A 15758-nucleotide genomic window follows, 5' to 3' on the forward strand; every position below is an offset into this window, starting at 1 on the left:
CATTGAGATGGCTGTTCATACAGAAGCCTCCCGCCGGTGGGCCGGGGGCCTCCTTGTTTCTCTGGGGACAATTGCGGTTTATGCCCGTGCCCCGTGCTGTGGTGTTGCAGCACTTTCACCTGTCCCGCATGGCGCATTGCTAGTCCGCCGCTGGCGGCGTTGTCTTGATGGCGTTCGGCTTGAGCTGGCAAGTCAGGCGCGACCTGCGCACTATTTGATGCCCTCAAGCAAGTCGGAAGCCGTCACGCCCAGCGCCTTCGCCAAGTCACCGAGTCGCTCATACAGAAGCCCGCGCCTACCGAACTCAACATCGATGATGATGTTCCTGGACACACCAGACTTGGACGAGAGCTGCTGTTGCGTCATGCCTTTTTCGGTGCGCAGTTCGACAATGCGAGCGCCTACAGCACGCCGCCGTCGCTCCCATACCTTTACTCGTTTGGGATCGTCCTGACTGGGGCGGGTCGGCACGTGCTCAAGCTATCAGGCGGGAACGCCGGGCGATCACATCTAGTCAGCTCTTCGGCATCGAGACGAGGCGCAGTCCCTGCATCGAGCAGGCCACTACTCCATCCCCTCAACAAGGTCCGAAGCGGCCACGTGGAGCTCATTGGCGATATCGATCAAGCATTCAAAGGTGACTCCGCGCCTACCACTTTCGACAGCTTCGAGAACGCCAGCCGAAAGGCCGACCCGTTGGCCCAGCTCCTCCAGACTGAGTCCGCGATGTTCCCGAAAGCGGGTGATGCGCGAGCCGACGTAACGACGCCGCTGCGCCGAAAGACTCATTCCACCGGCTCGCGTTGAGGGGTTCGGATTGTCGCCGTCAGGTTCGTCCACTCGCCGATCGTAGCCCTACTAGTAGGGCATTCGTCGGTATCCGCCAAGCTATTTCGTGGTCGGCACCAGCGGACGGTTCGTCTCAGATTCCTGTCATATATGACATCGATGTGACGCTCATCGCGAGAATATGACACTGGTTTTGAGAATCTACATTGACGTTTGCCCGATCTCAGGCCACGATGGCTCGCATGCGCTATGTCGTTACCGGCGGTACCGGGTTTATTGGCCGCCGAGTGATCACCCGGATTCTGTCCCGAGAACCCGGCGCCGAAGTCTGGGTGCTGGTGCGCCGTGAGTCGCTGAATCGGTTCGAGCGACTCGCCCAAGACTGGGATGACCGCGTACATCCCCTGGTCGGAGACTTGACGGCGGCCGACCTCGGTTTGTCCGACACCGATGTCGCCGAGCTGGGCGACGTCTCGCACGTGGTGCACTGTGCGGCCATCTACGACATGACCGTCGGTGAATCCGAACAACGGGCCGCCAACGTGGAGGGCACCCGCGCGGTGATCGAGCTGGCCCGCCGGCTGGACGCCACGTTGCACCACGTGTCCTCGATCGCGGTGGCCGGCAACCATCGGGGTGTGTTCACCGAGGCCGATTTCGACGTCGCCCAGGACCTGCCCACGCCGTATCACCAGACCAAGTTCGAGGCCGAGATGCTGGTGCGCTCGGCGCCGGGCCTGCGCTACCGGGTGTACCGCCCCGCCGTCGTGGTCGGCGATTCGCAGACCGGTGAGATGGACAAGATCGACGGCCCGTACTACTTCTTCGGCGTGCTGGCACGGCTGGCCGCGCTGCCCAGGTTCACGCCGATGATGCTGCCCGACTCGGGCCGGACCAATGTGGTGCCGGTGGACTATGTAGTGGATGCGATGGTCGCGCTGATGCACGTCGAGGACAAGGACGGCGAGACGTTCCACCTCACCGCGCCGAAGACCATCGGGCTGCGCGAGATCTACCGCGGGGTGGCCGGCGAGGCCGGGCTGCCGCCGCTGCGCGGCTCGCTGCCGCGGGCCACCGCGGCACCGGTGTTGCGAGCACGGGGACGGGTCAAAGCGGTGCGCAACATCGTCGCCACCCAGCTGGGCATCCCGGGCGATGTACTCGACGTGGTGGAGTTGCGGCCGACGTTCACCGCGGACAGCACGGCCGCCGCACTGCGCGGCACCGGGATCGCGGTGCCCGAATTCTCTTCGTACGCACCGAAACTGTGGCGGTACTGGGCCGAGCACCTCGACCCCGACCGGGCGCGGCGCGACGACCCGGCCGGCCCCCTGGTCGGCAAACACGTCATCATCACCGGTGCCTCCAGCGGTATCGGCCGGGCCTCGGCAATCGCCGTTGCCGAACGCGGCGGGTGCGTCTTCGCCCTGGCCCGCAGCGGTGAGGCGCTCGACGACCTGGTCGCCGAGATCCGCTCGTCCGGCGGGCAGGCCTACGCATTCACCTGCGACGTCACCGATTCGGCGTCGGTCGAGCACACGGTCAAGGACATCCTGGGCCGGTTCGGTCATGTCGACTACCTGGTGAACAACGCCGGCCGGTCCATCCGGCGATCCGTGGTGAACTCGACGGACCGGCTGCACGACTACGAGCGGGTGATGGCGGTCAACTACTTCGGCTCGGTGCGGATGGTGCTGGCACTGCTGCCGCATTGGCGCGAACGCCGGTTCGGTCATGTGGTCAACGTGTCCAGCGCAGGCGTCCAGGCCAACAGCCCGAAGTACAGCGCCTACCTGCCGTCGAAGGCCGCGCTGGATGCGTTCTCCGAGGTGGTGGGCACCGAAACCCTCTCCGATCACATCACCTTCACCAACATCCACATGCCTCTGGTGAAGACGCCGATGATCGCACCGTCGCGCAAGCTCAACCCGGTGCCGCCGATCTCGGCCGAGCATGCCGCGGCCATGGTGGTGCGCGGCCTGGTGGACAAGCCGGCCCGGATCGACACCCCGCTGGGCACCGTCGCCGATTTCGGCAACTACCTGACCCCGAAGCTGTCCCGCCGGGTCCTGCACCAGTTGTACCTGGGCTACCCGGATTCGGCGGCCGCGCGTGGGCTCGGCGGCGACGGCACCGACGGAGCGGAGAGCGGGCAGCCGTCACGACGGCCGAAGCGGCCGGTCCGCAGTGCCCGCAACCTGCGGGTCCCACGTGCGGTGACCCGGCCGGTCAAGCGGGCGGTGCGGCTGGTGCCCGGGGTGCACTGGTAACGGATTCGGTCTTATCGTGACGTGGTGACACCCCCCACCGCGCCCGTGTTCGCCGATGTCGATACCGGCGTCGACGACGCCATGGCACTGGCGTATCTGTTCGCCAGCCCTGAAGCCGAATTGGTCGGTATCGCATCGACCGCGGGAAATGTTCCGGTGCAACAGGTCTGCGCCAACAACCTGGGTCTGCTGGAGCTGTGCGGGGTGGCGGGGATCCCGGTCTCCAAGGGCGCCGAACAACCGTTGAGTGCGCCGCTGCGTACGGCCGAGGTCACCCACGGGCCGCAGGGTCTGGGATACGCGCACCTGCCGCGCAGCGACCGGCTGCTCACCGCGCACGACGCCGCCGAGGCCTGGGTGCGGGCGGCCCGGGCGTACCCGGGTGAGTTGATCGGGCTGGCGACCGGCCCGCTGACCAACCTCGCGCTGGCCATGCGTGCCGAACCGACCCTGCCCAAGCTGCTGCGCCGGCTGGTGATCATGGGCGGGGCCTTCGACTATCGCGGCAACACCACACCGGTGTCGGAGTGGAACATCAGTGTGGATCCCGAATCCGCCGCCGAGGTGTTCAGCGGCTGGAATGCCGCCTGGGGTCTCGACGATGCGACGCATGTGCCAATCGTGCTGGGCCTCAACCTCACCGAGAACATCGCGATGACGCCGGCGCTGCTGAACCGGTTGGCCGCCGCGGCCGGCTCCCCGTCGGCTCCGATGAGCGTGCTCGACGAACGGGGCACGCGGTCGACGGCGGACAACCCGTTGATCCGGGTCCTCGAGGACGCCATGCGGTTCTACTTCGAGTTCCACTTCGACACCGGCGACGGATACCTGGCGCACCTGCACGACCCCCTGGCCGCCGCCGTCGCCCTGGACCCGGAATTGGTGAGCTACCGCGAAACCACGGTCGACGTCGAGCTGAGCGGCACCCTGACCCGCGGGATGACGGTGGCCGACTGGCGCGGACACTGGGGCCGCCCACCCAACGCCCTCATCGGCACCGAGGTGGACCCGGCGGTGTTCTTCGACCGGTTCATCAGCCGGGTCGGGGAATTCGCGCAACGCCTGGGTTAGTGGCTATTCATAGGCGCCCTCCAGATACCACCGGCGCTGCCGGTAACACAGCAACAGCGCCTGGTCTCCCCCGCCGTCCCGCCCGTCGTGCCTCAGCAGCACCTGAACCCGCGCGGTGCGCCCGGCCCCCCGGTTCTCCGGGTCCCACCACCGCTCGTCGACCGGCCACGGCCCCGCCCACCAGCGCAGCCTGCCGTCACGGCGGCCGGCGCCGGACAGCTGCGCCGGATCGGCCGAGAACAATCCGCGGCTGGTGACCCGGACCGGGTTTCCCTGTACGTCAAGAAGTTCCACCGGGTCATCGAGCAGTACGGTCGGTGAGGGCTCGGGCAGCTGGCCGGGCCAGGGCTGCCGCGGATCGGCTCGCGGTACCGGCTCATCCCCCAATTGTGTGAAGGTGATGCGCTCGGCGGGCCCACGCCCGCCGCTGAGCACCGGCACCTGTACCGCCTCCGGCCCGAGCAGACCCTGCACCCGCAGCAGCGCCCGCCGGGCCCGCAACCGGTCCTCCTCTCCCATCCCGCCCCACAGCGGCAACTGCAGCGCCGCCGCCGACACCACCTCCACCGGGCGCAGGCGCAACATGACGAGGGGCGCACCAGGCCGATCAGCGGTGCGGCGGTTCAGCCAGCCGTCCAGCTGCCACCGCACCCGGTCTGCGGTGGCGTCCTCGGTCAGCGGTTCCGCACACCGCCAGACCCGTTCCAGCTCTTCGCCATTGGCGGTGACGGCGTGAATGGCCAGCCGGGTACAGCCCACCCCGGCCGCCTCCAGATGACGATGTAGGTCACTGGCCAGTGACCGTCCCGCGAAGGCCGCCGCATCCACCCTTTCGATCGGCGGGTCACAGTTCATCACCGCATCGAGTTCAGCGGCCGGATCCCGCCCGGAGGGACCCCGGTCCGGCTCGCCACGGGCGAACCGGTGCGCCGTCACCGCGTCGGCCCCGAACCGGGAGGCGATATCGGTGCGGGACAGCTCGGCGAACTGCCCCAGGGTTCGGATACCCATCCGCCACAACAGGTCTGCCAGGTCCTCGCGGCCGGGGGCGGCCAGGGCCGGTTCGGTGGCCAACTGCCGGATCGACAGCCCGGACAGAAACCGCGCGTCATTCCCGGGTTCGACGATGCACCCCGCCCGGGCGGCGAAGACCGCGGTGGAAAGCTGATCGGCGATACCGACCTGACATTCGGCCCCCGCCGCGGCGACGGCGTCGATCAATCGTTCGGCCGCAACCGGTTCGGACCCGAAGTACCGCGCCGCGCCGCGTACCGAGAGCACCAGCAGTCCCGGACGCAGCACCTCGGCGCGCGGCACCAGATCGTCGACGGCAAGCGTCACGTTCTCGAAATGACGAGCGTCCCTGGCCGGGTCGGCGGTGACGACATGCAGCTGCGGGCAGCGGGCCTGTGCCTCGCGCCGGCGCAGCCCGCGCCGGACCCCGGCCGCCCGCGCCGACGCCGAGCACGCGATCACCCGGTTGGCCAAAGTGACCGCGACCGGCACCGTCGACATCAAACCTGCCGCCGTCGCCGCGGCCACCGCCGGCCAGTCCATACACCAGAGGGCCAGCACCCTGGAATCAGCAGGCACGAGTTACCCGCCTACCGCACAAGCCGATCCGATGCCCCGCCCACGGGCTCGCATCGCCAGCCGGACCCGGCTGATCCGGCCTCGCCCGGGCATCGGAACATCCTCACCGGCACCGGCCACCTCATAGCCGGATACCCGGGCCTCCAGCCGGGCCGATGCCCCCTGCCACTCACCGTCGGTGACCAGCAGGGTGCAACCTTTCTGTCGGGCCCGCGCCACCATCACCCTGGCCCGGCTCGGCGGTACCGAACGCCCGCCCAACCCGAGCACCACCAGATCCATCCCGTCCATCAGCACCGCGGCCACCTCGACGGGATCGGCGCCCGGATCCGGGATCACCGCGAGCCGGCTCAGATCGGCGCCCATCTCCACCGCGGCCAGCAAGCCGACATCTGGTTGCCCGATGATCGCCGCATGCCCGCCCGCAGCCGTCACCGCCGCCACCATCCCCAGCGACAGCGAACGGGCACCTGCGGCCACCGCGACTGACCCGCGTGGCAGCGTCGTCGGCAGGCCCTCGGGCAACACCTCAACCAGCGTTTCAGGCGGCTCCAGCAAAGCCTCCCGGGCCGGGACGACCCCCGGAGACCGGGGCGCGCCACGATGCGCCTGGCCAACCTTCCCCGATACCGAAGCAATCTTGCGCCGGAGGTGTTCCACCTGCTCAGAGCGGGTAAGCCGGAGTAAATCGAGTTCCGCCGCAGCAGTCACAACAACACCTCCCGCACCATCAGTTTCCCAGCATGTTCGAATATATGTTCGATTGCTCGAGTAAACACCCGCCCTCCGACAGCGTCAAGCCGCGCGAGCCGCCGGCCGACCGCCGGGGACCGGACTGGGCGAAATGGTTCTGCGGCGGTCCGAGCCTTCAGTTAGAGTTCCGTTCACCAGAACCCGCTTCGGGATGGGACTGGCCACGACTTGCGTTACTGGTTGTGGGAATCCGCAGCGATTCACCGAAGGCCAGGTTCTGTTAAAGCACGGGGGACAGTGAGGACAGCATCATGAAGTCTGGGCAGTTGACTCGTCGGCTCACCGTCATCGCCGGCGGTGCGGCAGTCATCGGGATGATCTCGTTCACCGCGGCGTGCGGTACCGAGGAAAAGGGTCCCGAGACCACCACCCCGACCACGACGACGACCACCACCACCACGCCGCCTGCCACTCCCGCGCCGCCGCCATCGGTCGAGCCGACCGAGAAGTCGATCAACCCCACCGGCGGCAACCTGTTCACCCCCGGCGTGAAGGCACCCCCGGCCCCGACCGCGATCCCCGGCGACAACTAGACCCGGAGCACAGAAAGTCGGTCGTTCGCCCATGGCCGGGATGAACATCGCCCCTGGGCGGGCGGTACTGGCGCTGATCCTGTTCAGCGCCCTGCTGGTCTCCGACCTGCGAACCGGTCCCACAAAGGGCAATTGGACGTACGGGCCCACTCCGATAAGTGGCCCGTACGCCCAATTACTTTCTGCCTCAACCGATCTCGGCCCCGCCGACAACGGTTCGGCGCAGCTCACCATGACGCTGCACAACGCCACCCGACCGGCCGCGCTGTTCGGGTGGGCCGAGCAGCATGCCCTGTCGGTCCGGTGGCGACCCGGTGATGCCTGGGCGATCGCCGAGGGCCGATCCGCCGACATGGCAACCGCTTTCGGGGTCGACATCCACGACTACCGAGGCCGGCGCGGTCAGGAGTTCTACGCCTCACCGCAACAGCCGTCGATCCCCGAACCACTGGCCGGGGAGGTCGCCGAGGTCGGCCGCATCCTCGGCTACACGCCGTACCGGATGTCGCTGCCGGACCTGCGGAACCTGCCGACCGACGTACCGGACCAGGGCCTGACGCCACAAGGCGTGCTCAACACCTACAACCTCGCCGGCCTGTCCGGGCAGGGCTTCACCGGCAAGGGCACCACCATCGTGTTCTTCGCCTTCGACGGTTTCGATCAGACCGATCTGGACACGTTCTCCACCACCTTCGGCCTGCCCAGGTTCACCCCCACCGTGGTCGGCGGGCAACCGAGTGCACCGCGCGGGGAGACCACCATGGATCTGCAGGTCGCCCACGCCATCGCCCCGGACGCACAGAAGGTCGTGGTCAATGCCCGGCCGACCGTTCAGGGTGACGGCGCCTACGAGAAGATCGGCAAGATGCTCGAGTCGGCGGACCAGCAGTTCCCCGGCGCGGTGTGGAGCTTCTCCATCGGCTGGGGCTGCGACAAGTTGATCACCGCAGCCGATCTCGCCCCCGTCCGCTCCGCACTGGCCACCGCACACACCCACGGCACCACGGCGTTCAACGCCAGCGGTGACCTGGCCGGCCTGGAATGCAAAGGCGGACAAGACTGGTCGTCGGCGCCCGGCAAGGATGACATCGGCCTGGACTCGGTGGCCTCCGTGCCGGAGATGACTGACGTCGGTGGCACGACGCTGTCCACCGACGCCAGCGGCGGCTGGCTGGCCGAGCAGGCCTGGTTCGACGTCCCGCTGTCACAGGGCACCGGCGGCGGGGTGTCGTCGTTGTTCGACCGCCCGGACTGGCAGCACGGACTGTCCGCTCCCGGCAGCAGTGAAGCCGGCGGCGACCAGAAACGGCTGACCCCCGACATCTCCGCTGTCGCCGATCCGTTCACCGGAGTGAAAATCGTTCTGAACGGCCAGGTTCTGGTCGGCGGCGGCACTTCGCAGTCCGCACCGCTGTGGGCCGCGATGGCCGCGGTGATGAACCAGTACCTGATCGCCAACGGTGGCCGCGCGCTCGGCGACCTGAATCCACTGCTGTACCGCGTCGCCAAGGGAGCGCCACTGCCGGCCTTCCGTGACGTCACCCTCGGCGGCAACGCGGTGGCCTCCGCGGCACCCGGCTACGACCTGGTGACCGGGCTGGGCACACCCGATGTGGAGAACCTCGCCAAGAATCTTCTCTTCCTGCAGAAGGCGCACCGATGACCGACACGCCTGACGACACCGACGTCCCGACCACCGAGTGCCGCGTCTGCAAGGTCGACGTGCCCGACGGCAAGTACTGCGGCCTGTGCGGGGTACCGATCGACAAGGAGCGGGGCGACGGGCCGGAATGGCTGCGCCTGAGCGCATCCTGTGTCGCCCCCGACGAACATCTGCTGCGTCCGTCGATCGCCAGCTCGCTGTTCCCCCACCTGTCGCACCAATCCCGAACCCCGTTCCGCCTCGCGATGCTCGCCTTGTTGGCCGGGTTGGTGGCCTGCGCCGTGCTGAAGCTGCCCGCGGCCCTGATCGCAGTCGCGGCGCTCGGACTTCCACTGCTGTTCCTGATTTATCTCTATGAGTCCGACGCCTTCCGCGACCTGCACCGCGGCAATTTGGCCCTGACCGTTCTCCTGGGAATCGCGCTTGGCGTGGGATGGGTGCTGCTCACCGGCCACATCATGGCCAAGTCCTACGGCGTCCCGCTCGGCGTCGGGGTGACCGGATCCCGGATCGTGCGCAACGGCTTGGGGATTCCGGTGGGCGGCGCAATCCTCATGCTGGTGCCCGCCGTCGCGGTCCGGCTGTTGCGGCCGTCCAGCCGGGAATCGTTGGACGGCTTCATGATCGGCGCCCTCGGCGCGACGGCCTTCACCGCGGCGGCCACGTTGACCCGGCTGGCACCGCAGTTGTCCACCGGGATGGTGGCGCACAACCGCCCGCTGTCCGGGCTGCTCGTCGAGGCCGGGATCCGCGGTATCGCAGTACCTTTGACCGCGGCGTCCATCGGAGGCCTGATCGGTGCGGCGTTGTGGTTCACCCGCCCGGCCACCAAGGTCGACAAACACGTCGGTTACGTCCGGCTCGTGATGTTCTCCTGCGCGTTCGCCGTGCTGATCATCTACACGGCATTGGGCCTGGTCGATGTGGCGCGTATCCCCCAGTGGTTCCAGTTGGCGGTGCACATCACCGTTGCGTTGCTGGCGATCTTGGCGCTGCGCATCGGTCTGCATCTGGCGCTGCTGCACGAAGCGCAAGACGAGATCGCCTCCGACCAACCCATCTTCTGCCCACGCTGCGGCCACATCGTGCCCGACATGTCGTTCTGCCCGCATTGCGGCGCGGCCACCCATGCGTCGTCACGCACCTCCCGTGAAGAACGCCGCGAGCACCGACCGGTCCGTGACCCGGGGTCGGACGCCGGATGAGCACGTTCTTCCCCGGATATGCGGTACCTATCTCGACGGGCAGAACGCGGGCCATCCGCGGCACCTCGGCCCTCAAACTGCTGACCGTGCTGGGCACCGGGATCGCCCTGGTGGCCGGCGTGCTGGCCTGGGTTTCCCACGCGACGAGCGAATCGCCGGCCCGCTACATGTGTCCACCGGACTGCGGGCGGCCGCCGACCGGGCAGGCCGTGGCGATCAATCCGGTGTTCACCGCACCCGACGGGAGTTTCTCGGTCTCCTATCCGGTGGCTTCCTCGGCGTACAAGGTCACCACCAACCCGAACGGTGTCACCGCGGAATTCCAGGCCGGCGACGGCGGCATGCTGCAGCTGTTCAGCGAGCCTGCCGGTGGACGCAGCCCAGAGGACATCGCCAATTCCCTGGTCGATAAGACGTTTCCGGACACCAAGACCGCCTACGACATCCCGAACGCGATGGTCGGCTACCACCCGGGGTTCGGCCTGGTCGCCGATTGCTGGCCCCAGGGCGCCGCGAGCAATTACATGCGGATGCGGGTCCTGGTGTTGGTCGCGGTGAAGGACGACCTCGCGCTCGTGGCGTCGGCGGTCGGACCGTACCGGGAGTTCGGCCCTGGCTCCGGCGCCAGTAAACCCTCTGGCGCCAACCTGCAGTTGGCGCTAGACATGGGCAAGTACGTGAACAGCTTCCGCTGGCGGGGCGATCCAAGCCGCTGACCTGCCATTCCGGAAGGTAGAGGCTCCGACTGAAAATCCTCGCAATTGACGTCCATGTCGGGGCATGCTGGGTTAAAGTTTGCTAGCAATCCGATTCAGGCGCTGTTTCTGAACCGCCCGCCGGGGGACAGTTAGGACGAATCATGAGGTCACGCCCATCAACGCGGCGCCTCGCAGCCGCCGCAGGCTCCGCCGCGATCATCGGTATGGTCGGGCTCAGCGCTTGCGGTACCGGCGAGAAAGCACCCGAGACCACGAGCCCCACCCCGACCACCACGACGACAACCACCACAACGCCGCCGCCCCCTGCGGCGCCCACCGAGAAACAGGTGACCCCCGGTGGCGCCAACAGCTTCACGCCCACCCACGTGGAGCCGGCGGCGCCACCCACCGGGCGCCATGGGATCGGCAGCCCGCACAGGCAATAGCGCCATCAGGAACCGGCCGCTGTCCCCGCGGCCGCTCACACCATGAGCACCGGAACCGGCCCCGGCGACGCCGTGCCGACCGTCGAATGCCGGGTGTGCCGAACCGATGTTCCTGCGGGGACCTTCTGCGGCCGATGCGGTGCCTCCCTGCCCCCGTCGAGTGATGGGTTCGGGTGGTTGCGAATCCGGGCCTACTGCGCCGGACGCGAACATCTGCTGCGGCCGTCGGTGGTCAGCTCGCTGTTCCCACAACTGCCACGGCATTCGCGCGCGCCGTTCCGGATCGCAGTCGCTGTGCTGGTGGTCGCTGTGGTCGCCTGCGCACTGCTGCGGCTGCCTGCGGCGATGAACGCGCTCGCCGCGTTCGGGGTGCCCCTGTTGTTCGTCGCATACGTCCGCAAATCCGTTGTCCTTCACGATGTGCCAGTACGCAGGCTGCTGCTGACCGCCGCCTTGGGTGCCGGCCTGGGCGTCGCCTGGACGCTGACCACCGGAACCGCCGTGGCCCGGGAGTACGACATGCCGATGGGCGTCGACCTCCCGCAGTTTCGGATCACGCGGGACGGCATAGGGATCCCCCTCGGCGCCATGCTGCTGATGCTCACCCCCGCAGCGGTAGTCCGACTGTTGGGGAAGCGAACACGAAAATCCTTGGACGGCTTTGCCATCGGAGCCCTCGGCGCGCTTGCTTTCGCCGCGACAGCGACGTTGAGTCGGATGGCTCCGCAGTTCGATGACGGGATGGTGGACCATGACCGCCCGTTGAGCGGGCTGTTGATCCAGGCCGGGATCCAGGGCGTGGCGGTGCCGTTGACCGCCGCGGCGGCCGGCGCCCTCTTCGGCGTCGCCCTGTGGTTCACCCCGCCATCGGACAACGCGCCTCACCGTCCGAGATACATGCGCACGGCATTGGCACTGACAACCGCATCCATCCCCGCGTGGTTTGTGATCCTCGGCATGATCGACGTCGCGCCGGTGCCACAGATATGGGTCCTGACAGTGCATTTCGTCGTGATGGCGCTCGCGATACTGGCCTTGCGAGTCGGCCTGCAACTCGCCTTGCTGTATGAAGCGCACGACGCCACCAACGCCGCCGCAACGCTGCCGTGCCCACAGTGCGGCCGCGCCGTTCCCGATATGGCGTTCTGCCTCAACTGCGGAGTGGCGATCCGGGCGTTGTCGCAACCGCCGCATCAAGCCGACGACCGCCGAGTGTTGGGGGTGTGGGCCGGTGGGGTCACCTTGGTGGCCGCCGCCCTCGTCGGAGTGTCGGCATTGGTCAGCACCGCGCCCGCGCGCTATGTCTGCCCACCGGACTGCGGCAGTCCCCCGACCATGGAGCCGGTCGCGACCAACCCCCGGTTCACCGCCCCGGACGGCGCGTTCTCGGTCGCGTATCCGGCCACCGGCGCGGCCTACTCGGTCAGGACCGCCGACGACGGGGTGACGGCGGACTTCCAGGCCGGAGACGGCGGCACCATGCAGCTCATCGGCAAGCCCGCGACCGGCCGAACACCGAAGGAGATCGCCGCCGCCCTGGTCGAGGACACCTATCCCGACACCGATCTGGACTACGAGATCCCGAATGCCATGGTCGGCTATCAGCCCGGGTACGGCATGGTCCTCGACAGCTGGCCGCAAAACGCCACCGGCGACTACATGAGGATGCGGGTGGTCATCCTGGCCGCGGTGAAGGACGACCTGGCCCTGATCGCGGTCGCATCCGGCCCGTATCACGCGTACGGCCCGGATTTCGGTCCCGGTATTCCATCCGGCGCCAACTTGGACCTTGCCTTGGATATGGGCAAGTACGTCAACAGTTTTCGCTGGCGCGGAGACCCGATTCGCTGACCCGGGGCGACCCTCGGCCGGACCTTTCCATTTCCAATTGGTGACATTGACAAATGTCATCAATTGCTGGTGTACTCCTTCCACGCTTCAACGAGGAGGCCCCATGCCCGGAAGTAGCCCGGCCGTGCCGCGTCATGGATCGTTGCGATCCCGCAGCGCATCCAGAGTCAGCAGCCTTACCCTGCGAAATGTCAGCGCCGCTCTGCCGCCGGATACCGGCTGGGGGCTGTGGACCTCACGCAGACTGATCGCCCGGATCATGTCCACGTTCGGGCCGTCCCTGTCGGGTACGCGGGTCGAACACGTCGACGTGCGCATGGCCGACGGCCGGCGCGTGGTGGGCGAATGGGTGCGCGGCCCCGGGGTGATCGAAGGCGAACGCGCCATCTACTACCTGCACGGCAGCGGATTCGCGCTGTGCTCGCCGCGTACGCACCGCCGGCTCACCGCGTGGCTGTCGCGGCTGACCGGGCTCCCCGTGTTCTGCGTCGACTACCGGCTGGCGCCCGAACACCGGTTCCCTGCCGCCGCCAACGACGTCCGCGCCGGCTGGGATTGGCTGTGCACCGAACGCGGGCTCCACCCGGACCGCATCGTGATGGCCGGTGACTCCGCGGGCGGACACCTCGCCGTGGATCTGCTGCTGCAACCCGATGTCGCCCATCCCGCCGGGCTGGTGCTGTTCTCCCCGCTGATCGACCTGACGTTCGCGCTCGCCCGCACCCAAGAGAGCCGGCATCCAGACCCGGCGATTCGCGTCGCCGATGCGGCTCGGCTGGTCGAGTTGTATTGCGGGAAGATAGATGTCAACCATCCCCGGCTGAAACTCGACATCGCGGGCGGGCGGGTGCTCCCGCGAACCCTGGTCCAGGCCGGCGGCGCCGAGATGCTGCTTGCCGATGCGCGCTCGCTCGACGCGGACATCCGTGCCGCAGGCGGCGACGCCGAGCTGCAGGTGTGGCCCGATCAGGTGCACGTGTTCCAGGCCCTGCCCCGGCTCAGCCCGGAAGCCGCCCCGGCCATGCAGCAAGCCGCCGCATTCATTTCAGAATCCCTGCGCTGCAACACCATCGAGGTCGCCGGATGAACATCTTCGGATCGGGCCGCAAGCGCAGCCGCCATGCGGACGCCGTCGTCACCGGCGCGGGCAGCGGCATCGGCGCCGCCTTCGCCCGCGAACTGGCCGCTCGCGGCGGCAGGGTGGTCTGCAGCGACATCGACGAGCACGCCGCCCGCGCCACCGCCGAGGCCATCGGCTCCGACGGCGGTCAGGCCACCGCACTGCGGTGCGACGTGTCGCAGATCGACGACGTCACGCGCCTCGCCGACGCCGCGCAAGCCTGGTTCGACGGACCGCCCTCGCTGATCGTCAACAACGCCGGGGTCGGCGCGGGAGGGCAGCCGATCGGCGAAGTCAGCCTCGACGACTGGAACTGGGTGCTCGGCATCAACCTGTGGGGCCCGATCCACGGCTGTCACGTGTTCACGCCGATTCTGCGCGCCGCACAGGGCGATCAGCCGCGCGGCATCATCAACGTCGCCTCCGCGGCAGCATTCGGCGCGGCCCCGGGAATGGCCGCTTACAACGTGAGCAAGGCCGGAACACTGTCGCTGTCGGAGACCTTGGCCGCCGAGCTGGCCGGCACCGGGATCAACGTGACGGTGTTGTGTCCGACGTTCGTCAAGACCAACATCGTCGAATCAGGCCGGATCACAGCGCAATCCACGCAACTGGCCGACCGGCTGATGCGCTGGACCGGCTTCTCCCCCGAGCGCGTCGCCCGGATGTGCCTGGACACCAACGACCGTGGCGGCCTGTACTGCATGCCGCAACCGGACGCCCGGATCGGCTGGGGCATCAAACGACTCACCCCGACCGTGTACACCCGCGCGGTGGGAATGGCGACCCGCATCGCAGACGATCATTCTGCTCCTCACGTCCGCACCCACAAGGAGGTTTAGCCATGGCCATGGATATGGAACGAATGCTGGCGAAGATCAAGGACCGGCAATGGGCGCTGGCCGACATCGACTGGGACGCGCCGGGCGCCGAGACCATCACCGACGAGATGCGGCCCAAGCTCAAGGCTTTCATGGCCGACCTGTGCTGGATCGAGAACGTCGGTGCACGCGGGTTCGCCGCGCTGGCGAAGAAGGCACCGACCCCGACCATCGCCGAGATCTACCGCTACTTCCACGCCGAAGAACAGCGGCACGCCAATGCCGAGCTGGCGCTGATGAAGCGCTGGGGCATGCTCGAAGACGGCGAGATGCCCGAACCGAACGTCAACATCCGGTTGGCCATCGAGTGGCTGGACACCTTCTCCGACCACATGTCGCTCTCGGTACTGGGCACCGTCATCCCGATGCTCGAGGTCGCTCTCGACGGCGCGCTGTTGAAGTTCCTGCTCGAAGAGGTCGACGACCCCGTCTGCCATCAGGTGTTCGAGAAGATCAACAACGACGAATCCCGGCATATCGCGGTCGATTTCGAGGTGCTGAACATGATCGGCAACTCCACCGTGCGCAGGCTGGCGGTCGAGTTCGTCGGCAACGTGGCATCGCCCGGCGTCATCATCGGCACGTTGATGTACGTGCCGCTGCTCAACCGGATGCGCAACAACATCGTCGACATGGGCCTGCAACCGGAGAAGCTGTACAAGGCGATGATGCGCTTCAAGGAGATCGGTGGGCGCGGTGAGTACACCTGGCGGGTCCCGACCTATCAGCTGCTCAAGCTGCACGGCCGGATGGTGACCAACCCGCGCCATCCGTACCACTGGATCGCCAACCCGATGGTGTGGGCCTCGGACCGCTATCCGAAGACGTTGCTGCGCCCGATTCCCAGCTGGTTCAAAGAGCTGACCCACGAGCCGGCGGCCTGAC

General features: G+C 67.7%; 15 protein-coding genes. 11 read left to right on the top strand and 4 right to left on the bottom strand.

Annotated elements, in window-relative coordinates; translation table 11 throughout:
• Nucleotides 1-210: 210 nt before the first annotated feature.
• Nucleotides 211-471: a helix-turn-helix domain-containing protein gene (locus tag G6N57_RS29680; RefSeq protein WP_077743299.1), complete on the bottom strand. Its 261-nt coding sequence runs from the start codon at nt 469-471 to the stop codon at nt 211-213.
• 93 nt (nt 472-564) lie between these two features.
• Entirely contained in the window at nt 565-840 is a 276-nt protein-coding gene (locus tag G6N57_RS29685; protein WP_234815564.1) for a helix-turn-helix domain-containing protein, read from the bottom strand.
• A gap of 191 nt (nt 841-1031) precedes the next feature.
• Here G6N57_RS29685 and G6N57_RS29690 point away from each other — a divergent pair, with 191 nt between their 5' ends.
• Both G6N57_RS29690 and G6N57_RS29695 read left to right on the top strand, forming a co-directional pair.
• Nucleotides 1032-3059, top strand: a complete 2028-nt coding sequence (locus G6N57_RS29690; protein WP_097925769.1) for an SDR family oxidoreductase — start codon at nt 1032-1034, stop codon at nt 3057-3059.
• A gap of 81 nt (nt 3060-3140) precedes the next feature.
• Nucleotides 3141-4130, top strand: a complete 990-nt coding sequence (locus G6N57_RS29695; RefSeq protein ID WP_234815582.1) for a nucleoside hydrolase — start codon at nt 3141-3143, stop codon at nt 4128-4130.
• 3 nt (nt 4131-4133) lie between these two features.
• Here the strand turns inward: G6N57_RS29695 and G6N57_RS29700 are convergent, their stop codons facing one another.
• Together G6N57_RS29700 and G6N57_RS29705 are read right to left on the bottom strand one after the other, a co-directional pair.
• Complete coding sequence (locus tag G6N57_RS29700; RefSeq protein ID WP_174814600.1) at nt 4134-5687, bottom strand: DNA polymerase Y family protein; 1554 nt, start codon at nt 5685-5687, stop codon at nt 4134-4136.
• A gap of 39 nt (nt 5688-5726) precedes the next feature.
• The gene (locus G6N57_RS29705) at nt 5727-6434 is read right to left on the bottom strand and encodes a DnaE2-dependent mutagenesis accessory factor ImuA' (protein ID WP_077743296.1); all 708 of its coding nucleotides are present in this window, start codon (nt 6432-6434) and stop codon (nt 5727-5729) included.
• Between the two features lie 293 nt (nt 6435-6727).
• Between G6N57_RS29705 and G6N57_RS29710 the strand changes: the two genes are divergently transcribed.
• The 9 genes from G6N57_RS29710 to G6N57_RS29750 all read left to right on the top strand — a co-directional run bounded on the left by G6N57_RS29710 (nt 6728) and on the right by G6N57_RS29750 (nt 15757).
• Complete coding sequence (locus tag G6N57_RS29710) at nt 6728-7009, top strand: hypothetical protein (protein WP_075924073.1); 282 nt, start codon at nt 6728-6730, stop codon at nt 7007-7009.
• A 40-nt stretch (nt 7010-7049) separates the two neighbouring features.
• A complete protein-coding gene (locus G6N57_RS29715; RefSeq protein WP_407665956.1) occupies nt 7050-8672 on the top strand; it encodes a S53 family peptidase in 1623 nt (540 codons plus the stop codon).
• Nucleotides 8669-9877: a zinc ribbon domain-containing protein gene (locus G6N57_RS29720; RefSeq protein ID WP_077743294.1), complete on the top strand. Its 1209-nt coding sequence runs from the start codon at nt 8669-8671 to the stop codon at nt 9875-9877. The genes G6N57_RS29715 and G6N57_RS29720 overlap by 4 nt, the downstream gene beginning before the upstream one ends.
• Nucleotides 9874-10593 (top strand): hypothetical protein, encoded by a 720-nt coding sequence (locus G6N57_RS29725; protein ID WP_077743293.1) that lies wholly within the window; start codon nt 9874-9876, stop codon nt 10591-10593. The genes G6N57_RS29720 and G6N57_RS29725 overlap by 4 nt, the downstream gene beginning before the upstream one ends.
• Nucleotides 10594-10736: 143 nt before the next feature.
• On the top strand, nt 10737-11021 hold the full coding sequence (locus tag G6N57_RS29730) for a hypothetical protein (RefSeq protein WP_077743292.1): 285 nt from the start codon (nt 10737-10739) through the stop codon (nt 11019-11021).
• A gap of 42 nt (nt 11022-11063) precedes the next feature.
• Nucleotides 11064-12872: a zinc ribbon domain-containing protein gene (locus G6N57_RS29735; RefSeq protein WP_165777751.1), complete on the top strand. Its 1809-nt coding sequence runs from the start codon at nt 11064-11066 to the stop codon at nt 12870-12872.
• A gap of 103 nt (nt 12873-12975) precedes the next feature.
• Nucleotides 12976-13959, top strand: a complete 984-nt coding sequence (locus tag G6N57_RS29740; RefSeq protein ID WP_077743291.1) for an alpha/beta hydrolase — start codon at nt 12976-12978, stop codon at nt 13957-13959.
• Entirely contained in the window at nt 13956-14834 is an 879-nt protein-coding gene (locus G6N57_RS29745) for an SDR family NAD(P)-dependent oxidoreductase (protein ID WP_097925767.1), read from the top strand. The genes G6N57_RS29740 and G6N57_RS29745 overlap by 4 nt, the downstream gene beginning before the upstream one ends.
• Nucleotides 14835-14836: 2 nt before the next feature.
• A complete protein-coding gene (locus G6N57_RS29750) occupies nt 14837-15757 on the top strand; it encodes a ferritin family protein (protein ID WP_077743958.1) in 921 nt (306 codons plus the stop codon).
• The last annotated feature ends 1 nt before the right edge of the window (nt 15758 follow it).

Source organism: Mycolicibacterium boenickei (assembly GCF_010731295.1).
Taxonomy (GTDB): domain Bacteria; phylum Actinomycetota; class Actinomycetes; order Mycobacteriales; family Mycobacteriaceae; genus Mycobacterium; species Mycobacterium boenickei.